Below are 23,487 nucleotides of genomic sequence, written 5' to 3'. Positions count from 1 at the left end.
CTTTGCGCCAAAATATAAATGCTATAAGATGGAAAATTCAATTGTAGGCCGTGAAAAAGAGATAATGGAACTGAAGAAATATCTTTCTTCGGAACAGTCAGAGTTTATTGCTGTCTATGGTAGACGGCGCGTTGGTAAGACATTCCTTATCAAAGAACTGTTGGAGGGTCAATTCTGCTTCAGAATGACTGGTAAGGAAAATGCTCGTCTTGGAGAGCAGTTGTTGAATTTTTCATATGCACTGTCGGATTTCTTTGACGACAATCGTGTGCCTAAGAATTGGACAGAAGCATTTCGCATGCTCTCTAAAAATATTGAGAAGCTGGGAAGTGGTGCAAAAATCATCTTCATTGACGAACTGCCATGGCTTGACACACAGAAATCCAGATTCCTTGGGGCATTGGAACATTTTTGGAACAACTGGGCATACTATCGTAAGGACATAAAACTAATAGTTTGTGGTTCTGCCACCTCATGGATGCTGAATAAACTGATAAACTCCAGAGGAGGGCTACATAACCGTGTAACTCACAAAATGCTGATATCTCCGTTCTGTCTTGAAGAGATGGAGCAATATTTCCAAAGTAGAGGTTTCAACTATGAGCGTCCTGAAATGATAGACTGCTATATGGCTGTTGGTGGTGTGGCCTACTATTTATCATTGTTTGACAAAGACAAAAGCGTGGCTGAGAATATCAATAGCTTGTGTTTTACTAACGGGGGAGAACTGACTGATGAGTTTAATAGGCTCTATAACTCGCTATTCAAAAAGGCAGAGAACCATATTGCTGTTATAAATGCACTTAGCAGTGCTAGGAAAGGAATGACGCGTTTGGAGCTAATCAACAAGACTAAAGTACTTAATAATGGAAATTTCACTACGTTGCTCAAAGAATTGGAAACATGTGAATTCATACGCTCATATTACCCGTTTGGCAAAGAGAAGAAGAACAAAATGTTTCAGCTCACAGACCAATTCTCTCTCTTCTATCTTCACTTTATGAAAGATAAAAGTAATGTTGGAAAGAACTATTGGCTCCAGAAGATAGGTACACCTGAATATGCAGCATGGTCTGGCTATTCTTTTGAAACGGTATGCCTGCATCACATCGAACAAATCGTAAACGCTTTAGGCATAAGTGGAACATTCTATTCGCCATGTTCATGGGCTTACCGTCCATCGGAAGCAGTGCTTAATGATGTTAACGCAGACGAAGACATGAAAACTGGTGGTCAGATAGACTTACTTATTGACAGGAATGATAAGACTGTAAGCGTGTGTGAAATGAAATATTCAAGCGGAGAATACGAGATAACAAAAGCTTATGCCAGCCATGTTGAGCAAAGGCTCCGTACATTTAGGAAGGTCACATCCACCAAGAAGTCTTTTTCAATAGTTTATGTAACACCTTTCGGACTTCATAACAATATGTACGCAAGGAAGGTAAATAAACAGATAACAGCAGATGATCTATTCAGAAAAGTGTAAATTGTCTCCGAGTATAATTTCATACTTTATCCAAGTATGAAGGTTAAAGATACTCAAAGGCACTCACTTTTATGCGGATAGACAGGAATAATTGAAATAAATAGAGTACCTTTGCATCGCATTAGCATCTAGAGCAGACCATGAACGAAATGTTGCTCTTCTTGTTTTGACAGGAAAGTGAGTCTGCTTGCCAGAACGTGGACTGGTTAAAATCCATTCCGATGAATCATAGTGTGGAGGAAGTATTAGTCGGAAGATACTTCATTCAACTTCACACAAGAGGCTCTTCAGGGGGTGAGACCGATTAGCATAAGCCCGGTTCCCATACAGCGACAGGAGATGCCAAGATTGCACAGCTGCTTTTGATTATTGCTTCGGCAATGGTCAAACGCAGCTGTTTTTGTATATATATACGTGTACTGAAATGGTTGCAAGCGTGAGAACAAACATGTTTAATTCATTAAAAACATTTCAGACATGAAATTAACAAAATCATTACCCGTTATCAAGGAGCGTAATTGTTCCGCTTCCTTGGTTCTCGATTGTCGCACACAGAGGAAGAATGCGACAGAGTTCCCATTGGCCATGCGCTTCACTATTGATCGCAAGTTCTTCTATTATGTTGTAGGTAGTACCTACACCGAAAAACAGTTCTCCGACATCTGCAACGCCACAAAGAGCGCATCCGAAAACTACCGTGAGCAGCGTATGTGGCGAGAGACCATCGTTCCCAAGTACAAAAACCTGCTTGCAGAACTCAACAAAGGAAGTTTGTTTACCTATGAGATGGTACGTGTGGCTGTCACCACAGGCAACACATCCCTTCAAACGAAAGATGACCGTTCCTTCATGAGTATTTGGGAGAAGATTATCCACGACCTCAAAACCAATGATGGAGGAACACAGTTTACAACTGGGCAGAATTACGAATATGCCTTAAAGTCATTCCGCAAGATAATGGGGTATGATGCCATTACGGGCTTTAACATCAGTGTTGCTGAGATACAGAAGTGGAAGGATGGCATGAAGCATGGCGTGAAAGGCAAAGGCGGCAAGCTCATAGGTAAAATCAGCGACACAACGGCTGGAATCTATCTTCGTGCGTGTCGTGCCGTATGGAACACCTGTATTCGCGAAGGTTTCCTCAAAGAAGTGCCTTATCCGTTCTCAAACAAAAAAGAGAAGGGACTTGTCAGCATTCCTCCAAGCGCCAAAAGGCGCAAGTGCTATCTCCGTGTCTGTCAGATGACAGAACTCTACAATCTCTTTATTTCAAAGCAATACCCAGAGCATTGGGGCGAGTCATATACAGCATCAGTGCATTTTTCGCTTGGCCTGTTTCTGGTGCAATATCTCTGCAACGGATTCAACATGGCAGATGCAGCCCGATTGAAATACGACAACTACTATTTCCAGAATGAAGGCAAGGCATTCCGTTTCAACCGTAAGAAGACGGAAAAGACCAGTGCCAACGGTTCTGAGGTCATCATTCCTATCATCGAACCTTTACAGCGCATCCTTGATGAGATAGCAGCACCACCTACACGTGACGGCTATGTGTTCCCTCAGATATTCAATGGTGCAGAAACCGAGGAAGACCGCAGGAAGAGAACGCAACAGGAGAATAAGAATGTAAGGGAAAGGATGGACAATGTCTGTCATGAGGTTCTTCAATGGGACGAGTCCATCAAGCCATCTGGAACTTGGTGTCGCCACTCCTTTGCCACCAACCTTCATAACGCAGGTGTGGAAGTGGATTACATCTCAGAGAGCATGGGACACTCAACTGGTGAACATGCCATCACACATATCTATCTTGATACATATCCATTGGAGAAACAGATGGAATACAACTCCAAGCTATTGGATCTGAACACGGAGCGCTCCAAGCGTGAAAAACTGCTTGCAGAATTGGCAGAGCTCTCGGAGGATGACCTGTCTCAACTCCTGAGTAAACTGAAGTCGTCTAACCAATAATCTACAAAGTTATGTTTAAGTTGAATTTTTCAAAGATATTGCCAGACTTCTCGCTGAGAAAAGAGAAAACAGACCAGTTCATCCACACATGGAAGAACCAGAATAAAGCTGTCTATGCTGACTTCAAAAGAGGAATAGGCAAAGTGGCAGAAGGTGATTTCACCACATTGTATAACATGTATGCCATGATGAAGGATTGCGTTCCACCAGAAGCGCAGTCCTTCTATGACTGGTTCCTTACTTTATTCACACAGAATCCATCCCAACTCCAGCGCATGATGTCTGGAAATGTTCAGTGGGCAGGCGAACATACCGAGAAGATTGCCCAATGCATCGTCAACCGCCAGTTAGGGTTAGGCATCAATCTGAAGACGGGAAAGGTGGATATCTATAAGTCATGCCAAAAGGGATTGTTGATGGTCAAGTCTGGCACACCAGTTGAAATATGGAACCGTCTGCCACAAAACATGAGAACACATTTCATCGAGCAGTTGGATAAACTCGCACAAAACTCCAATGGTTGTATGTTGCTCAGCAAATTGGAGCGCAAGCAGCTGTACCATTCTTTGTCTTTCTTCGCTGACATCTTCATACTCTCTCATGCCGTGTTCTTGCCAAAGTTCCTGGCGAATCTCTATGACAGGATTATAAACCAAGGAGACACATTGGCCTATTGTATGTACTACTTCGTGGTGTTTGACCATGGGCTTGTTCTAATGATGGAAATCCTCAATGCCATCTTGACCAAAGAAGAGGTAGATGAGAGCGGATTGACATTGGTTCACAACTGCATCCACATACTCGTTCATCATAGCATGGAAATGGGAACTGACACCAAAGCTTCTTGGGAGAATGCAGTTGAGGATTGCCACCCGGAAATCTGGAAGGATGTCATGTTAGCTCTGCACAAGGCAAAAGGGAAGAGAGGGAAAAAGAAGTCTATCCGCACGTTGGATGAAATTCTGATTGGTGACGTTGCAATTCTAAAGAAAAGGACATGCCAGTTTCTTGACGAGAATACAGATGGTATTTGTCTTGCTTATCTGCTTTGTGCCTTGATACGTGCAAGGAAGATAGAAGCGAGCATCCCCTATATGACCTTTCACCGAGCCATTGAACAGTTCACAGGACAGCATACTGGTCATGATATTCCGCAGAAGCGATATGGTGAGCTGAAGATGTTCACACTCAACTCTTCGCCCTATGGTGACAGCTATAAGCGAGCCAAACGTATTATCGATAAATGGACTCAAATCTTCATTGAAGTCGGTTGAGCCCCCATATTTTCCTCCTGTTTAGTTAAAAGTCGGTCGGTTTTATTTCTTGCAAATAAAGCCGACCGACAACCTTTTTGTTCCATAGTACCTTTGCCGTAGAATTTGATTTCAGAGAATGTAAACGAGGCTCAAAATGCCTCAGATGTATAATTTCTAATAATAATAAATTTTATGACAACTCAATTTGACATCAAACAACTCCTCCAGAAGCCCATCGCCATGATGACGGGCGAGGAACTGACCTTTTTGCTCAACAGCAGCATGGAGGCAAAGGCAAACGAACAAACACCTATTGTACAGAAACGCACCTTCTATGGTATAGAGGGCATAGCCCAGGTGTTTGGGTGCAGTGTACCAACCGCCAATCGTATCAAGCGAAGCGGCATCATTGATGCGGCTATCACCCAGATAGGACGCAAGATTATTGTTGATGCAGACATGGCACTTGCATTGGCAAAGGAAGCAGAAGCCAACAAAGAAAAGAAAGAATAATCTATGGAACAGAATGACGAGTTTATTCGTGTTGGCACTACTTATTACAAGATAGTGGACCAGCCGCTGGTCAATGGGGAAACCGTAAAGAGACGTATTCCGTGGAGCATCGAAGCCCTACGACAGGACTACGGCAAGAACTTTATAGCCGATATACCAAAATTCGATGGCTTCTGTACGGTTCCCAATCATCTGGATTATAACAGAGAGGTTGGAACTTTCTACAACCTGTATGAACCAATCACACACCAACTTGAAGCAGGTCCGTTCCCTCGTATCAAATCGCTGATGGAACACATTTTCGGCGAACAATATGAGTTGGGGATGGATTACCTGCAAATCCTTTACGAGAAGCCGACTCAGAAACTTCCAGTTCTCCTGTTGGTCTCTACGGAGCGTAATACTGGCAAGACCTCTTTCCTCAATTTCCTTAAACTGATCTTTCAAGACAATGTCACGTTCAACACGAATGAGGATTTTCGCAGCCAGTTCAATGCAGACTGGGCAGGTAAGTTACTAATCCTTGTAGATGAGGTATTGTTAAGTCGCAGGGAAGATTCCGAGCGACTGAAGAACCTGAGTACAGCTCTTACCTATAAGATGGAAGCCAAAGGAAAGGACAGAAACGAGGTTCAGTTCTTTGCCAAGTTCGTGTTGTGTTCCAATAATGAATCCTTTCCAGTCATTATTGACCCGGAGGAAATCCGTTATTGGGTTCGTAAGGTGGAGCCGTTGGAAAATGATGACCCTGATTTCCTGCGACATCTTGAAGCAGAGGTTCCTCACTTCCTGTTCCACTTGAAACACGAAAGAGTGTTGTCAACGAAAAAAGAAAGCCGAATGTGGTTCAATCCTGCGCTTATCCATACGGATGCTCTTGACAACATCATTCGCCACAACCGACCACGTGCCGAACTGGATATGGTGGAACTTTGTCTGGATGTGATGGAACGGAACAACCTGACACAATACTGTTTCTGTCCCAATGATATTCATGCACTCCTGTTGAACACGCATGTTAAGATTGAGAAGTGGCAAATTCTGAAGGTTCTGAAGGAACGCTGGCAACTGCAACCAGCTGCCAATGCCTACCGTTATACGACCTACAACATCGACTATACCAATGCCACAAACTATATGGCTGTTCAACGAACTGGTAGGTACTACACCGTCCAACGGGATTTCTTGGAACCATTGCGTTGTTGATTTGTTGATTCGATGAAGATTTATAATAAAAGATATTATATCAATAGGTTACAGACAAGTAATCGCTCAACAAAAATACAACAACTATCAACGGCAGGACAGTAGTCGAAAAGCGTTTTTATTTTTCTTTTGATTGGCAAAAAATCTTTTATAACAATGACAAACATCATCATCTTCACAAACTCGTCCTCAGCAGACGAGAAGAAAAAAGCCCAATTGCGTGACCTGACACCCCACACGGCATCGTTCAGAAACGTTAGGATGTTTTTTAGGGGTTGGGGGAGCAAGTATAGGTTTTGTGTCCCACTAAACCACGGCACTGAAAGCCGAAAATGCCAGATGTCTCACTTAAACACTTCGGAAATATGAATACCCCACCCCCAAACAAAGGCGGTCGTCCAAGGAAGCCCGAAAACGAGCAGCGGCTTCATCCTGTCAAGGTCTATTTCGACGAACAAAGCTACAGGAAACTGTTGAACAAACGTAGGCGTACAGGCATGTCCCTCTCTACGCTGGTTTACGAGTTAACTGTCAACGGCTATGTAAAGGAACCCTTTACCAAAGAGGAAACATCATTGCTTCGCTCCCTTGCAGGCATGGCGAACAACTTGAATCAGTTGGCACATGAGGCACACATCCATAACTTCTCCGAGGTGGAAGAACGTATACAGCAACTGGCAAATAAAATCAATGAAATACTAATTCAGATAAGTGAACAATAAACTATGATAGCAAAGATTCATACAGGAAACAACTTCGGTGGACTGGTCAACTATGCCAACGACATAGTGAAGAAGGATGCAGTAGTAGTGGCATCCTATGGAGTAAGTCTTACTTCCAATGCCGCTATCACTGCCAGTTTCAAGGCACAGGCAAAAGCCCATCCTGGAGTCAAAAACTTCGTCGGTCATATCTCACTCAGCTTCTCGCCTAACGATAAGGAAAAGGTGAATAATGACCTGATGGCAGAGATTGCCCGAGAGTATATGCGGAGGATGGGAATCGTCAACACGCAGTTCGTCGTGTTCCGTCACCAAGATCAACCACATCCTCACGTTCACATTGTCTATAACAGAGTCAATAACGATGGTGATGCCATTATGGGAGACTGTAACTTCCGCAAGTCTGCCGCCATTACTAAGGCTTTGACCAGAGAGTACGGACTCACCTTTGGCAAGGGCAAGAAGAATGTTCGTCGTGAACGTCTGAAGGGCAAGGATGTCATCAAGTATCGTATCTATGATGAGGTAAACGCATCCCTGAAAAGTTGTAGCTCATGGCAAGATTTGTGCAAGGTACTCTCACCCAAGGGCATTTCACTGGATTTTGTCCGAGACAGCGATGGCAGCGTTTGCGGAGTGACCTTCACCGACAACGAAAGCAACGTCACCTTTGCAGGTGGAAAGATAGACCATTCGCTGAGCTTCGACAGTATCAATCAATTCTTGGAGACTGCCAATGTCATCGGTGCAGCCGCAGCAGAAATGCTGTTGCAGCCGCATATCGTACCATCATCTAGTGGTGGAGGCGGTTCCAGTTCCAAGGACGATGACGACGAGGACAAGGATAGAGATAAGAAAAACAATTATATACCGCGTAAACGTAAAAGATAAATTATGGCAAAAAACAGACTCACTCCATTGAAGGACGAGCCAACGACCTCGTTTGATGAACTTATTTCAAAAATAGACAATCTTGCTGGGCTTATCAACCAGCAGAACGGCTATCTGCGAGTAATAGCTCAAAAAGATGGTTTTGACAGCGAATACAACTTTCTCAGGCATCAGTTCAATGCTACCAGTGCTATCCATGAGGCATTAGTGAAGTATTTCAAAGAGAATAAAGCAGAGATTGTAGTAGATGGTGAAGAGAATAACAAATTGGCGAAAGCGGAGGAATTGTTGAATAAATATCAAGCCCTTTTGACTGAAGCAATGGAAATCATTAAGAACCGCAATACCGCTACATCACCCGTTACGACTGTGGTCATCCATGAACCGTTACCTACAGAAACAGTTTTGAAACCACAGCAGCCTCAGTCAACAAAGGGGATGTTTGCATACCTATTCCTCCACTTGCCTTGGTATCATATCAAATGTTTCTTCACATCCTCTTATTTCAAGCACTGGCTTATCATTATCATGGTGAGTGTCTGGTTTGTCTCTGTTTTTCTGACTTGTATCATGGCTGTTGACAATGCCAGGATGCACCAGATGTATCATGCCATCCTTATTCACTCAGGAATATAAAACGAAGGGTATGCCTATGACATCAATAAAGGTAAAATTCAGACCATCCACAGTGGATGGCAAGGAGGGAGGTCTCTATTTCCAGATTATCCACAACCGAGTAGTCCGTCAGTTGAATACTGATTATAAAGTTCTTGCTGAGGAATGGGATGCAGAGTCGGAAAGCGTTATTGTAAATGGCAACCGCTCAAACCACTTGCTTGGCATTCAGGAACGTTTGGCATGGGATGTGGCCCGTCTGGAAAAGGTTGTCCGCTCGTTGGACACGGAGCGTCATCGCTTCACGGCAGACGACGTGATTACCATGTTCCATAAACTGACCAAGGAGTCCTCCCTCTTTACCTTTATGCATGGTGTCATAGCTCAACTGAAACAGTTGGGTAAAGTACGCACGTCCGAGACCTATACTGCCACGCTTAAAAGCTTTATGGCATTCCGGGACGAGCAGGATGTTCCTCTGGACGGTATCACATCTGACATGATGCTCATGTATGAAGCCTACTTGAAAACCAGAGAGGTACGCATGAACACCATTTCGTTCTATATGCGTAACCTTCGGGCTGTCTATAATCGTGCAGTGGAGAAAGGATTGACAGCACAGCAATATCCCTTCCGTCACGTCTATACGGGAGTGGATAAGACCGTGAAACGAGCTATACCTATCAAGGCAATTAAAGCCCTAAAGGAGTTGGACTTATCCATGAAACCTTCATTGGACTTTGCACGTGACATGTTCCTATTCAGTTTCTATACCAGAGGAATGTCTTTCGTGGATATGGCTTATCTCAAAAAGACCGACCTTCAGAACGGAATCCTGACTTATCGAAGACGAAAGACAGGCCAGGAGCTGAGTATCAAGTGGGAAAAGTGTATGACTGAAATCATAGCCAAATACCCTGAAAACAAGACAGATTTCTTTCTCCCTATCATTACAAAACAAGGTAACGAAAGGAAACAGTACGACAATGCTCTTCACTTAGTCAACTACCACTTGAAAGACCTCTCGGAAATGCTTCAACTCCAACGACCACTCACCATGTATGTGGCTCGTCATTCATGGGCGAGTGCAGCCAAAGCGAAGAATGTGCCTTTGTCAGTAATCAGCGAAGGAATGGGTCATGACTCAGAAGCAACGACACAAATATACCTCGCTTCACTGGAAACGTCGGTTGTTGATAAAGCAAACAAGATGATTCTGGGATTGTTGTAAACAAGGATTTGTTTAGCAAATTTCTCAATCTCTTTCTAAGAGACGGATATTTGGGTACAAAGATACACTTTTTTCTTAAAAACACACATTATTATAAAAGAAAAGTTGCATTTTGACACTCATTTTGACACTTTGTTTAGCAAATTGATAAACAAAACTGCCAGATAGACCTTTTTTTCGGGTATTTCTACTGCTCTACGTCTCTTAGAAAGAGACGAATGGGACAAACTTTCATTTAGAGCAATAGAATTGCGGATATTCTTGATAAAGACCACAGAATGCCGAAAGGCAAAACAAAGAATAATAGGAGTGGTTGCAATAGATAGTTACGTGATAACAGAATACAATAAAATAAAAATTGACCATTATGAGAAAGTTCATTTATTCTCTTTTTCTCACGGTACTGCTCGGCATACCGTTGAGTGCAAATGCGACCATCGTTGATGATCCAGATGTTTTTAACTTTGCTCCTTTTTACGATCCATCATCAGGTGTCATCGGTCTATCACTTACGTTTTTCCCTTCTGAAGAGGGAGACACGGTTTACATTCCTGATTATATCTATGAAAATAATCAGTACAAATATGTTTCTCTCCTTATACAGCACATTTATTGTCTACAACAAATAATGATATAGAATTACAATGAAAAGAATATTCAATTTTATCCTCACCCTCACCGCTATGCTCACGATGGCGCAGACGACGTGGGCGCAGGAAGCAGCAGTTTACGACCTTGTCACTGAGGTGCCTACCGTCGATGACGGGCAGGCGACGAACTGGGATCCAGCGTATGACTATGGTAATTTGGTGGACGGAAACACAAGCACGATTTACTCCCTCAGCAAAGCCAATCCCTGGGTGGAGTTTCATTACTCACGTGCCTTCGTCCCCAAGAAGTATATTCTCTGGACGGGTGATTATTACTCCTTTGCTTACAATCCAGCAACGTGGACTATCAAGGCGAAACTGAACAAGACCGACGAGTGGACTACTATTGCAACCGTTGACAACAGCAACGGTGACCAACTGCCAGAGGCCGACCGCACCTCGAAGGAATTCAGCATCGAAAGCAACACGAAAGCCTACAAGTATTTCCGCTTCGAGGCAACAAGACGAAACAACGGTACATTCCAGCTTGGCGAGTTGCAGTTCAAGGAGGCAACGCCCAAGGTGGAATTGACGTGGAACATGTCTGACCAAAGCAGTATGCAATACACTATATCTGGAAACTCTGCCGACTTTGTCAGTAACGGCAATACGATGCGCTATACATGGACTGGCACTCCTGGTTGGAATCTATGGGGAAGTGCCGGGTACTACTTATTCCACAAAGCCATTGAAAACCAGCTTCAAGTAACCTTCCCGTATCTCACAGGCAAGGTGACTAAGGTCGAGATCAATAACATTAACTTCAGTCCTGCTGGCATGAGTCTTTCCGTAAGCAACGGCACAGCGAATCTGAAAAACGGGAACAGTGATTACTTTGCGTCAACGGATGACACATCTGGCAGTAGCGTCACCTTCACGGGCGAAATAGACGTAAACACCAGCAATTATCTGAGGTTCACTTTCGTCAAGACTGCATCAGGAAATGTATCCAATCAGCGCTTTGACTTTATGAATAATGGCAGCATCAAGGTGACCTTGGTGAAGGAGCAGAAGGCTGACCTCGGGCATACGTTCACTTCATCATCTATCACTGCCAGCGGTAGCATGCTGACTGCCACCTGCACCAGCACCGATGCCGACCATGTGGCCCTGTACGGTGCCAGTCATCATTTCACGCTAACGCTTAACGCCGCCGACGGCATGGCCGAACCATCTCGTCCCGTTTACGCAACGATTACCCCGGCGGTAAGCGACTTCAACGAGGACACGCAACTCGGAGCCACATGTACCGTCGAATACGCTCCGCAAGGCAGCAGCAGTTGGACAACGTCCGCACCTTATGTCGCAGGCAACTACACTGCCCGCGCCACCGTCAGAATCAACAGCACGAACTATGTGCTGACCACGAATTTCAGCGTCATTGAGGGACACTATATTACCAACGACTACCCGCAGTTCAGCGTTAACAAGACAGGAGCCATGGCGGGCGAAAACATCACCGTCACCTTCACACCGAAGATGGGCGAGAGCCTGACGACGCTGACCGTGACGGGCGACAACACAAGCCTGAGCATCGGCAGCGGCATCACCGACAACGGCGACAACACCTACACGTTCGCCATGCCCAATGAGAACGTCACCCTCGGTGCCACGTTCACGTTCCCGATGAATGCCGACAACTTCGCGCAGGACGGCGACACCTACACCATCAAGAACGCCGACGGCTGGAACTACTTCTGTCAGCGCATACAGTATGATGCCAATCTCGACGGCTTTAGCGGAAAGACCGTAGAACTCGCCGCCAACATCAGCGTGACAACGATGGCGGGCATGGTGCATCCGTTCAAAGGAACGTTCGACGGCAAGGGCAACACGCTGACGTTCAACCGCACTGCCGATGCCATGTACACCGCTCCCTTCCAGAACACCGACGGCGCCACCATCAGTAACCTCCACGTGACGGGACTGATTGAGGGCGGCACCAATTCCTACTTGGGCGGTCTGGTGGGCAGTGCTAACGGCAACCTCACCATCCGCGACTGCCACGTGAGCACCCAAATCAGCACCACCTTCGACAGCAATACCCTCAGCGCGAACGTCGGAATCGGCGGCTTCGTGGGTCTCCTGAGTTCGCATTACAACCAATGCCACATTACGGGCTGCGTGTTCGACGGACTCATCTACAACCCGAACACCTGGAACCAGACTTATGGCTGCGGCGGATTCATCGGTGCCATGTCACAGTACGGATATGCCATACTGGAAGACTGCCTCTTCATCGAAGGCCAGTACGACAACAATGGCAACAAGTGCGAACTGCTGTGGGGATATGACAACAACAAGAACAGCACGTTCTTCCACCGCAGCAACAACCAAGGCGAGGGCACGCTGAAAAACTGCTTCTTCGTCGCCACGCACTTCCTGAAGCAAGGCTCGCCCGCTGTGGAATCGGCCGACGCTCCCGACAATTTCGCCCACTTTGGCACCCCGACCGACCACGGCTTCCTGAAGGTCTATGGCCACACCATGGTCTTCGACGGCAAGTACTATACGCCGACATACGGTGACCTAGTGGAGACGTACAGCTACAGCGGGGAGAAGAGCTACATCATCGAGTACGATGACATGCCGCTCGGCATCAAGGATGTCAAGACGAAACAGAGGACAAATTACCTGCGTTACAACCGTCCGTTCACCAGAGACAAGGCCGTGACCATCATGCTGCCGTTCGACTTCACGAAGAACGATATCAGGCGGGGTGAATATGACAACATTTCGGAGGGAAAGTTCTACGAGTTCGCAGGCATTGAGGAAGTGCCGTTTAACATGTGGATTGCCGTGATGAAGGAAGTGGGCGTGGAAGGCTCTAACGAAACGACTGAGACCACGATGAAGGCCAACACGCCGTATCTCTTCATGCCTGGTGAGGACGCTAAATACCTCTACTTCACTAATGGGGACGACTACTACCAAGGCTTCGATATCTTCACTGAGGGTTACGAACGCGGTAACAAGCAGACCGAGTACGACGGCAGTGATGGCACATATTCGTGGAACAAATGGAATTTCAAAGGCACCTACCAGCCTCGCTACTGGAGCGACAGCGAGAACTCCGAAGAAATCGGCAAGGTGTACGGCTTCGCAGGAGCGACCAAGGAGGTGGACGAACAACTCGTCGTGGCCGGCGACTTCGTGAGAGTGAAGAGCGGCGCAAAGATTCGTCCTACGTCATGCTATTTAGAGTGGGTTAAGCCTGAGGACTCAGAGCAGGAACCTAATTCTGCCTCTGCCCGAAGAATGACTCGCTCTGCCTCTAACGAAGTAGAACTGCCACAGCGCATCACTGTCAAACTTGTAGGAGCCAATGGGGAGACTACCAGTATCGGTGAGATTGACACCAAGACAGGTGACGTTACATTTGACGGATGGTACACAATAGACGGTGTTCGTCTTAGCGGAAAGCCAAGCAAGAGCGGCTTATATATTAATAACGGAAGAAAAGTAATTATAAAGTAAATAGTACATACAATGGAAAAAGAGAAATATGTGAAGCCTACTTGTAGAGCTATACGGTTGACGCATCGGATGCAGTTGCTGGCTGGTAGTGGTAGTTATACAGATCCAGAGCCTACTCCGCCCAATGAGATACCAGACTATGACGATTGGCTGGAATAATATCTGATGGGCTATGAGTATAATTCAAATAATAGCATTAATCGTTCTGGTTGGCTTTGTCATCTTTGGGTTGTGGTTTCAGTTCTATATCAGACGCTGCCATAAAAGCAATGCCAAAGAGCACGCCAAGAGATTGCGCGAATGGATTAAGCGCAATCCCAAACGTGCGAAAGAATTGGGCTATCCCAATATTGAAAAAGACGATATGCCAGACGACAAATGACGTTAGTATCGTACATAATTATTTATAACAAAGAAAGGGCAAAACTTCAATATGGGTTTTGTCCTTCCTTTTTTGTTATATAAGATTCTTGCTATTTATATTTCATGTAAGCCTTCTGCAGCTTCTCGTCGTATTTGTTCTGTGCATATTGAGGGCCATTCTGACTAAAATGCATCATAGATACTCTATGATACTGGGTGCCCGAAAAGCGGAGACTGAAATAGTTTGTTTACGCATTGTTTACGCAGACATTAAAAAAGCACTTGCGAGAAACTCGTAAGTGCTTGATTTTTAGTGTGGACCAGCCTGGGCTTGAACCAGGGACCTCCAGATTATGAGTCTGTTGCTCTAACCAACTGAGCTACAAGTCCGAAAAACCGGTGCAAAGGTAATGCTTTTTCTTTAAAAATGCAACTATTCAGATATTTTTTTGTAATTTTGCCCTCCATAATGGAGAGACTGATATTAGAAAAAGGCTGTTGTGCTATCGTTCCTTGTGTAGCAACCATCGGTATGTTTGACGGGGTGCACAGGGGGCATCGCTTTGTGCTTCGTCATGTTTGTGACTATGCCAAGGCGCATGGACTCTCCACGACTGTCATTACGTTCGACCGCCATCCTCGTGAAGTAGTACATACAGATTGGCAGCCTCAGCTGTTGACAACCTTCGAGGAACGTATGGGGCTCTTAGAGGAAACGGGCATCGACCGTTGCGTGATACTGCCTTTCAACAAAGAGATGGCAGCTTTGTCGGCTCGTGAATTCATGTCGCTGATGGTAAACAGACTGGGTGTGAAAGTACTGATGACAGGCTATGACAATCGTTTCGGACATAACCGCAACGATACCTTCGAGGACTATGTGCGTTATGGTGAGGAGATAGGTGTCAAGGTAAGACAACTGCCTTCAGCAAATTGTCAACTATCATTTGGCAGCAGTCATCTGTCTGAGGTTAGTTCGTCCGTCATCCGGAGATTTCTGGAGGAGGGGGATGTCAGGAAAGCCGCTGAGGCACTCACCTATCCTTACCGCATCACAGGAAAGGTGGTGAGTGGCGAGCATATCGGTACGACATTAGGTTTTCCCACTGCCAACTTACAACCTATAGACAGTCGTAAGCTCATCCCTGCTCCTGGGGTCTATGCGGTAAGATGTGTGATGGATGAGGGAAGAGGTAAGATACTCAGGGGGATGATGAATATCGGTACTCGTCCTACCTTCGGGGAGCATGAGCAAACGATGGAGGTTTATATCCTCGGCTATGAAGGTGACCTTTATGGACAGACTATCACCGTGGAGTTCTTAGAACGGTTGCGTGACGAGCGTCGTTTCGATAGTAAAGAGGAATTGAAGGTACAGTTGGAGGAAGACAGAAGGAGAGTGGAGAGTTTAAAGTTATGAAGAATATTATAAATGCGTTTGTATATGCCCTGATATTTGTAGCCATCCAGGCGATGGCTGGTATTGTGGTGCATTTTGTTTGGCAACAGGTAGTAGGGGGAACGGATATCACCGTGATGGAACTGGTCGCGACCATAGCCGTGTTCAGTTTGTTGACAATTATTATCTTCCTATCAGCACGATGGGCGGAGATATCCCCCAATTGGCTGCTCACCAAACAGTGGGATGTCATGATGTGGGCTGTTCTGGCAGCCTTGGGAATGGTTATTCCTATGACATGGTTGCAAGAGAACATGCCAGAACTACCCAACTGGATAGAAAACGAGCAGGAGCAGTTGTTGAGTAACTACTGGGGCTATCTTGCTATTGGCTTGCTGGCTCCCTTGGCAGAAGAGATAGTATTCCGTGGTGCTATCCTCCGTACTTTATTAGAATGGAACAATCGCCAACCCGTAGGTCCTATTATGATCTCTGCAGTACTCTTCTCCCTGATTCACATGAATCCTGCACAGATGCCATATGCCTTCCTCGCAGGATTTCTGTTGGGGTGGATGTATTGGCGTACCGGCTCTATCCTCCCAGGTATGGCATACCACTGGGCGAATAACTCTGTTGCCTATATCCTCTTCCGTGCCTATCCAGATCAGGACATGAAGCTTATCGATATCTTCAAAGGTTCTGAGCTCCATGTCTACCTTGCTGTATTCTTCTCCCTCCTCATCTGTCTCCCAGCCCTTTACCAACTCCATCTGAGGATGAGGAGGGCTGTGTAAGGGATATTATGGATAAAAAATCAGCGGACTGCTCGTCAACCGATGACTGGCAGTCCGCTATCGTTAGTATGTTATGAAAAATTTGAGAGAATAGAAACTTCACAGTTTCTGTGTTTTAACTAAACATGATATTTATTATAGAGAAAGCATAGAAAAAATTCTTCGTTAATCCTTGGCTACCGCTGTTGGTATAACCTTGGCGGTGTCAACAGGGCTGTCTGTGATGTTCTCAGCCTGCATGGGTGTCACATCAGCAGAGTCAACCTGCAGGGAATAGCTATTGGCATACTCGATACGTGGATCGTTCCAGCTAGCATCCCATGGACGTTGTAAAGCACCTCCTATCGTCAGGATGATGGCTACGACAGCTGCAGCCTTGAAGAGTGGCATGAAACGCTGTCTCATAGAGATCTCACGAGCCTTTACGGTGGCTGGTGCTTCTTCCTGAATCATGGCAAGAATACGTGCATCGAAATCCTCACCCAGATGGTGGTTCTCTGACTCTGTCGTCTCATAGGCGAAGAGGTCACGATAGGGCATCATCTCAGCAGGAATATCTTTCTGGCTGAAGAAGGTACGCAGGATGCCCTCTTCCTCAAGGGTCGTCTCTGCTGCCCAATAGCGTTCTAAGAGTTGTTCGATGTATTTGTAATCCATTTTTCGTCTGGGATTTTTAACCCCTACATTATAAAAGACGAATGACGAGGGGAAAAGTTACAGGAGAACGAAAAAAATTTTAAGAATCTGCTTTCTTGAATTGTTCCCGGATTGTCTGACGGGCTCGGAAAATGTTTATTTTCACTTGTTCTTCCGTGATTTGGAGAATAGTGGCAATATCCTTATAACTCTTACCTTCTATGTCACGTAACTGCATACAACTGCGTTGTTTCTCTGGCAACTGGTCAATGAGCTGTCGTACCAGTCGGATACGGTCTTGTTGGATGACTTGCTCCTCAGGGTTGGCATGATGACTATTGTCCGAGGGCTCCATCTCCGTCTCCAGTGAGAGGGTCTGGTTGCCCATGTGACGTGTCTTATCCACCGCGAGGTTACGACAAATGGTTAGACAGAAATTCTCGATATTGTCAATTGTTCCCCAACTGTCACGACGATTCCATACCTTGACCATCGTTTCCTGTACCACATCCTCTGCCTCCGCAGGATTGAGGGTGATGCGGAGTGCCAGTCGGAAGAGCTTGTCTTTCAACGGCAGGATGTCGTGTTGGAAACTTGTCGTTGGCATTTGAGAATGGGTAAGTATCAATCATGCACTGTCTTAATGACAGTACCGTGTTTACCGTCAATAGCAGTGGCGAGGGTGATGATAACCTTGGAGACACCAGCGTCTACGGCATTCAAAGCGTTCTCAATCTTAGGAAGCATACCACCAGAGATGGTGCCGTCTGCCTTGTATCTCTCAAAATCCTCAGGAGTAATCACAGGGATGACAGATTCGTCATCGTCAGGATTGCTGAGTACCCCTTTTTTCTCAAATGAGAAGATGAGTGTCACATCATAGATTCTCGCCAGTGCTTTTGCTGTCTCAGAGGCAATCGTGTCAGCATTGGTGTTGAGGATATGTCCCATGCCGTCGTGGGTAAGGGGTGCCATCACTGGAGTGATGCCTGCTTCGATCAGATGTCCTAATGTCTCATGTGCGACATCCTCCACATCGCCTACAAAACCATAGTCAACCCCATTTTTCAGAGGACGCTTATGACTTCTGATGACATTAGCGTCAGCACCAGTGAGTCCAAGGGCATTGACACCGTTTTCCTGTAGTCGTGCCACCAGGTTCTTGTTCACCAGTCCACCATAAATCATCGTGACGACCTCCAGCATATCGGCATCTGTGATACGACGACCATTGATCATCTGTGTCTCGATACCCAGACGCTCCGCCATCTTGGTCGCCTTACGTCCTCCACCATGTACCAGGACCTTTCGTCCTTCAATGGCGCTGAAGTCCTTTAACAGCTGAGAGAGCTGTAGATCATCCTCGACTACAGCTCCTCCCACTTTCACTATTGTTAGTTTTTCTTTCATCTTCTTTTTGATGTTTCGGAATCTCGATATCTCGGAATTACGTTATTCCAAATAAGTATAACCATAGAGTCCGCTGCGATAGTTGTTCAGGAACTCTTTGCCCTCTTCTAAGGTAATCTTTCCTTGTTTTACGCTCTTTGCCACCCATATCTCCAACTGGCGAACGAGTTTCTTGGGCTGATACTGTACATATTCCAATACCTCTGCCACTGTCTCGCCGTCGATAATCTGGTCGATATGGTAGCCATTATCCTTCACGGAGATATGTACGGCAGTCGTGTCACCAAACAAGTTGTGCATATCACCAAGTATCTCCTGATAGGCTCCTACGAGGAATACTCCCAGATAATAGGTCTCGTTTTTCTTCAGAGAATGCACTGGCAGGGAGTGTGTGTTGTGGAGATTGGTAGTGAAGTTAGCTATCTTACCATCACTGTCGCAGGTGATGTCCTGGATAGTGGCGTTACGGGTGGGACGCTCGTCAAGACGCTGGATAGGCATGATGGGGAAGACCTGGTCTATCGCCCACGAGTCGCTGAGGCTCTGGAACAGTGAGAAGTTACAGAAATACTTGTCTGCCAGCAGCTTGTCAATCTTCATCAGTTCCTCGGGGATATGTTTCAGACTCTTGGCGAGTGCGTGGATCTCATGACATACACTCCAGTACATTGCCTCTATTTCAGCACGTGTCTTCAAATCGACAATACCATGCGAGAAAAGGTCGAGCACCTCCTCACGGATCTGTTCCGCATCGTGCCAGTCTTCCAACACGTTACGAGGGGAGAGGTTGTCCCATATCTCATAAAGGTCTTTTACTAATTGATGACTGTTCTCATCGGGCTCGAACTCTTCAGGCATCTCTGGCAGAGAGGCTGTCTCCAGCACATCCATCACTAGTATGGAGTGATGGGCAGCAAGAGAGCGACCGCTCTCTGTGATGATATTGGGATGAGGCAATGCATTCTTGTTGGCAGCATCTACGAAAGTATAGATACAGTCGTTGACATACTCTTGGATAGAGTAATTGACAGAGCTCTCGCTCGATGGAGAGCGCGTTCCGTCATAGTCGACACCCAGTCCACCACCACAATCCACGAAGTCTACATTATAGCCCATCTTATGCAACTGGATATAGAATTGTGAAGCCTCACGCAAAGCGGTTTGGATACGGCGGATCTTTGTGATCTGACTGCCGATGTGAAAATGGATGAGACGCAGGCAGTCGCGCATATCTTTCTTGTTAAGCAGTTCCAGAGCTTCTAAGAGTTCTGCACTCGTCAGTCCGAACTTAGAGGCATCACCTCCACTCTCCTCCCATTTGCCGGAACCGGAAGAGGCGAGTTTGATACGGATGCCGATATTAGGACGTACATTGAGTTTCTTTGCCTCACGGGCAATGATCTCCAACTCGTTCATCTTCTCCACGACGATGAAGATCTGTTTACCCATTTTCTGCGCCAATAATGCGAGTTCTATATAACTCTCGTCCTTATACCCATTACAGATGATGATGGAGTCACTCTGACACTGCATAGCAATAACGGCATGCAGTTCTGGCTTAGAGCCAGCTTCCAGACCTAAGTTAAACTTACGTCCATGAGAGATAATCTCCTCGACAACAGGTTGCATCTGGTTGACTTTGATAGGATAGACTACATAGTTCTCACCCTTGTAGTCATATTCCTTTGCAGCCTTTTTGAAACAACTCCATGTCTTCTCGATACGGTTGTCGAGAATGTCAGGAAAACGTAGCAACACAGGGGACTGGACATCACGCAGTGCTAACTCGTCCATCACCTCGCGGATGTCAATTTGCGTACCGTCCTTACATGGAGTCACATAGACATTTCCTTTGTCGTTGATGCCAAAGTAACTGGTTCCCCATCCATTGATGTTGTAAAGCTCCTTGGAGTCTTCAATCGTCCATTTCTTCATCTTCTTTATTTTAATAGTTCCTATATTGACTATTGTTCCTATGGTTATAATTTTAATAGGTTGCGCAGTGCCTCTACGCTGATTTGTATCTTCTCATAATTGTCCATCAGGCTGACGTCAAGCGTGTAGTGTGCCTTGGTATAGAACTCTTCACGTTTCGCTACCTGCTCTGTGATAAAGGTAATCAGTTCCTCAGGACTCTTCCCTTTAATCAGCGGACGCTCTATTTTACCCATCAAAAGATGGTTATACAAAACCTCGGGGGTGGCTTTCAAGTAACACACGTCACCTTGTTGGTTTAGATAATCCATGTTGTCAAAGAAACAGGGTGTACCGCCTCCGCAACTGATGATGACGTTCTCGAACTCTGCTACCTCATGAAGCATACTGTACTCAATCTTGCGGAATCCCTCTTCTCCTCGCTCTTTGAAGATTTGTGCCACCGTCTTGCGCATCCGGCTCTCAATATACCAGTCCAGGTCATAGAACATCATACCTGTCTCTTTGGAGAGCGCCTTGCCAATAGTGGTCTTCCCTGACCCCATGTAACCAATGAGGATAATGCGTCTCATTTCTTCTTGACTGGTGTGTTGATGATAGTCATGCACTCCTCATAGGTCAGTGCGGCAGCGCGTTGGTGCAGATTCTTCGGCAGACGGAAGTTCTTGCCGTCATAGGAGATATAAGGACCGTAACGACCATCGATGACCTCCAGTTTGCTGTCCTCTATGAAGGTCTTCAAATGACGCTTCTCCTCCTGTTGACGCTTCTCGTTGATAAGTGCGACAGCCTCGTCTAAGGTGACTGCCATAGGATCTGTACCCTTTGGTAATGAGGTGTATTTCCTCTGATGGAGGATATAGGGTCCGAAACGACCTGTGCCGATGACGACAGGAGATCCCTCGAAGTCTCCCACGGTACGAGGAAGTTTGAAGAGTTCCAAAGCCTCTTCCATTGTCATCGCCTCCATACTCAGTTCACTGGGCAGTTGTGCGAATTGTGGTTTCTCATTATCATCAGCGGAACCTATCTGGACGACAGGACCGAAACGACCAATTTTGACAAAGACGGGGCGACCGCTCTTGGGATCGATACCTAGTTGACGCTCTCCTGCCTTATGTTCCTGACGGGCATTTAGTGTCTGCTCTACGTTAGGCTCGAAACTCTTGTAAAAGTGTCTCATCATACTTGTCCATTTCTCCTTGCCTTCCGCAATCTTATCGAAGTCTTGCTCCACCTTTGCCGTGAAGTTGTAGTCCATGATATCCTTAAAATGCTCCATGAGGAAGTCATTGACAACAATTCCGATATCGGTAGGTAAGAGTTTGCCCTTGTCGGAGCCAGCCATCTCCTTGCGGACAGACTGCTTGACTTGCTTGCCCTTCAACACATCAATCGTATAGGTACGCTCCTCTCCTTTCTTATCGCCTTTGTGGACATACTCGCGTTGTTGGATAGTGGAGATGGTGGGGGCATAGGTAGACGGGCGTCCAATACCTAATTCCTCCAGTTTATGTACCAAAGAAGCCTCCGTATAGCGGACAGGTCCCTGACTGAAACGCTCTGTGGCCTGTATCTCCCGGCGAGTGAGTTCTTGTCCTTTTTTCAATGGGGGGAGGATGTGACTAAACTCTTCTTCTTGCTGTTCCTCATCGTCAAGGGACTCACGGTAGACTTTGATAAAACCATCGAACTTAACGACCTCACCTTGGGCAACAAACAATTCGTTAGAACCGCTGACAGTGATATTGACAGTTGTCTTCTCAATCTCTGCGTCTGTCATCTGACTGGCAATAGTACGTTTCCAGATAAGGTCATAGAGTTTCTTCTCTTGAACAGTACCTTCTATTTCCGTCTGGTTCATATAGGTAGGACGAATTGCCTCATGCGCCTCCTGGGCACCTTTGGCATTGGTACGGTACTGGCGTGACTTACTGTATTCTTCACCATAGAGACTCTTGATCTCTTCCTTGCTGGCATTGATACAGAGCGCAGAGAGGTTGACAGAGTCAGTACGCATATAAGTGATACGTCCGTTCTCATACAGATGCTGGGCAATCATCATCGTCTGACTGACGGTGAATCCCAGTTTACGTGCAGCTTCCTGCTGGAGCGTAGATGTTGTAAAAGGAGGAGCAGGAGTACGCTTCATGGGCTTCTTGCTGACACTCTCGACGGTATAGGTCGCCTCCTTGCATTTCTCCAGGAACAACTCTACTTCCTCATGGGTCTTGAAGCGGGTACCGAGCAATGCTCTTACCTCTGTCTGGGAGCCGTCTGCATTGGTGATGGCAAAGATACCATTCACACTATAGAAAGACTCACTTTTGAAATTCTGTATCTCTCGCTCACGCTCTACAATCAGGCGGACAGCGACACTCTGTACTCGTCCGGCTGAGAGGGCTGGCTTGACTTTACGCCACAACACTGGGGAGAGCTTAAAGCCTACCAGACGGTCAAGGACGCGACGAGCCTGTTGGGCGTTCACTAAGTTCATGTCCAGATGACGTGGATGCTCTATCGCCTCCAAGATGGCTGGTTTGGTAATCTCATGGAACACAATACGGTTCGTTTTCTCCTCATCCAATCCTAATACCTCACACAGATGCCATGAGATGGCTTCTCCCTCACGGTCTTCATCGGATGCGAGCCATATCTTCTCTGCCTTCTTGGCGTTGGATTTCAGTTCCTTAACGAGTTTCTCCTTTTCTTCAGGAATCTCATATTCGGGTTCGAGCGTCGTAGTGTCGATGCTCATCTCCTTTTTCTTCAGGTCACGGATATGTCCGTAACTGGACATGACCTTGAAATCGTTACCTAAAAACTTTTCGATTGTCTTAGCCTTGGCAGGCGACTCTACAATCACTAAATTCTTTTGCATATCTTAAATAGTTATTTATTGCCCTTAATAATTTTCCGTTTC

Annotated in this window: 22 protein-coding genes and 1 tRNA gene; 15 read left to right on the top strand and 8 right to left on the bottom strand. The window is 46.0% G+C overall.

What is annotated here, in order from left to right; translation table 11 throughout:
• Window positions 1–28: 28 nt before the first annotated feature.
• The 13 genes from BM257_RS07340 to BM257_RS07280 all read left to right on the top strand — a co-directional run bounded on the left by BM257_RS07340 (window position 29) and on the right by BM257_RS07280 (window position 14,409).
• Complete coding sequence (locus BM257_RS07340; protein WP_092070413.1) at window positions 29–1,489, top strand: AAA family ATPase; 1,461 nt, start codon at window positions 29–31, stop codon at window positions 1,487–1,489.
• 477 nt (window positions 1,490–1,966) lie between these two features.
• Window positions 1,967–3,466, top strand: coding sequence for a tyrosine-type recombinase/integrase (locus BM257_RS07335; protein ID WP_092070410.1), 1,500 nt, complete (start codon window positions 1,967–1,969; stop codon window positions 3,464–3,466).
• An 11-nt stretch (window positions 3,467–3,477) separates the two neighbouring features.
• Window positions 3,478–4,740, top strand: coding sequence for a DUF6043 family protein (locus tag BM257_RS07330; protein ID WP_092070407.1), 1,263 nt, complete (start codon window positions 3,478–3,480; stop codon window positions 4,738–4,740).
• A gap of 174 nt (window positions 4,741–4,914) precedes the next feature.
• Entirely contained in the window at window positions 4,915–5,235 is a 321-nt protein-coding gene (locus BM257_RS07325; RefSeq protein ID WP_092070404.1) for a DUF3853 family protein, read from the top strand.
• Window positions 5,236–5,238: 3 nt separating this feature from the next.
• Entirely contained in the window at window positions 5,239–6,441 is a 1,203-nt protein-coding gene (locus tag BM257_RS07320) for a primase-helicase family protein (protein ID WP_092070401.1), read from the top strand.
• A gap of 365 nt (window positions 6,442–6,806) precedes the next feature.
• A complete protein-coding gene (locus BM257_RS15140; protein ID WP_255405624.1) occupies window positions 6,807–7,163 on the top strand; it encodes a MobC family plasmid mobilization relaxosome protein in 357 nt (118 codons plus the stop codon).
• Window positions 7,164–7,166: 3 nt separating this feature from the next.
• A complete protein-coding gene (locus BM257_RS07305; RefSeq protein WP_092070395.1) occupies window positions 7,167–8,054 on the top strand; it encodes a relaxase/mobilization nuclease domain-containing protein in 888 nt (295 codons plus the stop codon).
• Window positions 8,055–8,057: 3 nt separating this feature from the next.
• A complete protein-coding gene (locus BM257_RS07300; RefSeq protein ID WP_092070392.1) occupies window positions 8,058–8,690 on the top strand; it encodes a hypothetical protein in 633 nt (210 codons plus the stop codon).
• Between the two features lie 16 nt (window positions 8,691–8,706).
• Entirely contained in the window at window positions 8,707–9,900 is a 1,194-nt protein-coding gene (locus BM257_RS07295) for a site-specific integrase (protein WP_092070559.1), read from the top strand.
• Window positions 9,901–10,267: 367 nt separating this feature from the next.
• Window positions 10,268–10,537, top strand: a complete 270-nt coding sequence (locus tag BM257_RS07290; protein WP_092070389.1) for a hypothetical protein — start codon at window positions 10,268–10,270, stop codon at window positions 10,535–10,537.
• 7 nt (window positions 10,538–10,544) lie between these two features.
• Window positions 10,545–14,027, top strand: a complete 3,483-nt coding sequence (locus tag BM257_RS07285) for a hypothetical protein (protein WP_143096795.1) — start codon at window positions 10,545–10,547, stop codon at window positions 14,025–14,027.
• A 12-nt stretch (window positions 14,028–14,039) separates the two neighbouring features.
• A complete protein-coding gene (locus BM257_RS14810) occupies window positions 14,040–14,186 on the top strand; it encodes a hypothetical protein (protein ID WP_177216045.1) in 147 nt (48 codons plus the stop codon).
• A gap of 13 nt (window positions 14,187–14,199) precedes the next feature.
• Entirely contained in the window at window positions 14,200–14,409 is a 210-nt protein-coding gene (locus BM257_RS07280) for a hypothetical protein (protein ID WP_092070383.1), read from the top strand.
• A gap of 91 nt (window positions 14,410–14,500) precedes the next feature.
• Here BM257_RS07280 and BM257_RS15295 read toward each other — a convergent pair whose 3' ends face one another.
• Both BM257_RS15295 and BM257_RS07275 read right to left on the bottom strand, forming a co-directional pair.
• The gene (locus BM257_RS15295) at window positions 14,501–14,584 is read right to left on the bottom strand and encodes an N-acetylmuramidase domain-containing protein (protein WP_369821313.1); all 84 of its coding nucleotides are present in this window, start codon (window positions 14,582–14,584) and stop codon (window positions 14,501–14,503) included.
• A gap of 122 nt (window positions 14,585–14,706) precedes the next feature.
• Window positions 14,707–14,780: transfer RNA gene (locus tag BM257_RS07275), tRNA-Ile, on the bottom strand.
• Window positions 14,781–14,859: 79 nt separating this feature from the next.
• On the opposite strand from BM257_RS07275, the gene BM257_RS07270 reads away from it, so the two are divergent.
• Together BM257_RS07270 and BM257_RS07265 are read left to right on the top strand one after the other, a co-directional pair.
• Window positions 14,860–15,810 carry a bifunctional riboflavin kinase/FAD synthetase gene (locus BM257_RS07270; RefSeq protein ID WP_092070380.1) on the top strand — a complete coding sequence of 317 codons (951 nt, stop codon included), beginning with the start codon at window positions 14,860–14,862 and terminating at the stop codon, window positions 15,808–15,810.
• Window positions 15,807–16,583 (top strand): CPBP family intramembrane glutamic endopeptidase, encoded by a 777-nt coding sequence (locus BM257_RS07265; protein ID WP_092070377.1) that lies wholly within the window; start codon window positions 15,807–15,809, stop codon window positions 16,581–16,583. Before BM257_RS07270 ends, BM257_RS07265 begins: the two co-directional genes overlap by 4 nt.
• A gap of 165 nt (window positions 16,584–16,748) precedes the next feature.
• Here the strand turns inward: BM257_RS07265 and BM257_RS07260 are convergent, their stop codons facing one another.
• The 6 genes from BM257_RS07260 to topA all read right to left on the bottom strand — a co-directional run bounded on the left by BM257_RS07260 (window position 16,749) and on the right by topA (window position 23,445).
• Window positions 16,749–17,240 carry a hypothetical protein gene (locus tag BM257_RS07260; protein WP_092070374.1) on the bottom strand — a complete coding sequence of 164 codons (492 nt, stop codon included), beginning with the start codon at window positions 17,238–17,240 and terminating at the stop codon, window positions 16,749–16,751.
• Between the two features lie 79 nt (window positions 17,241–17,319).
• Complete coding sequence (locus BM257_RS07255) at window positions 17,320–17,826, bottom strand: RNA polymerase sigma factor (RefSeq protein WP_092070371.1); 507 nt, start codon at window positions 17,824–17,826, stop codon at window positions 17,320–17,322.
• 17 nt (window positions 17,827–17,843) lie between these two features.
• Complete coding sequence (gene argB / locus BM257_RS07250; protein WP_092070368.1) at window positions 17,844–18,629, bottom strand: acetylglutamate kinase; 786 nt, start codon at window positions 18,627–18,629, stop codon at window positions 17,844–17,846.
• 42 nt (window positions 18,630–18,671) lie between these two features.
• On the bottom strand, window positions 18,672–20,564 hold the full coding sequence (gene speA, locus BM257_RS07245; RefSeq protein WP_092070365.1) for a biosynthetic arginine decarboxylase: 1,893 nt from the start codon (window positions 20,562–20,564) through the stop codon (window positions 18,672–18,674).
• Window positions 20,565–20,608: 44 nt separating this feature from the next.
• On the bottom strand, window positions 20,609–21,136 hold the full coding sequence (locus BM257_RS07240) for a shikimate kinase (protein WP_092070362.1): 528 nt from the start codon (window positions 21,134–21,136) through the stop codon (window positions 20,609–20,611).
• Window positions 21,133–23,445, bottom strand: coding sequence for a type I DNA topoisomerase (gene topA, locus BM257_RS07235; RefSeq protein ID WP_092070359.1), 2,313 nt, complete (start codon window positions 23,443–23,445; stop codon window positions 21,133–21,135). Before topA ends, BM257_RS07240 begins: the two co-directional genes overlap by 4 nt.
• Between the last annotated feature and the right edge of the window lie 42 nt (window positions 23,446–23,487).

It is taken from the genome of Prevotella sp. tf2-5 (genome assembly GCF_900115435.1).
Lineage (GTDB): Bacteria > Bacteroidota > Bacteroidia > Bacteroidales > Bacteroidaceae > Prevotella.
Note: the sequence above shows the minus strand (reverse complement) of the source record. Positions and strands in the feature narration are given on the sequence as shown.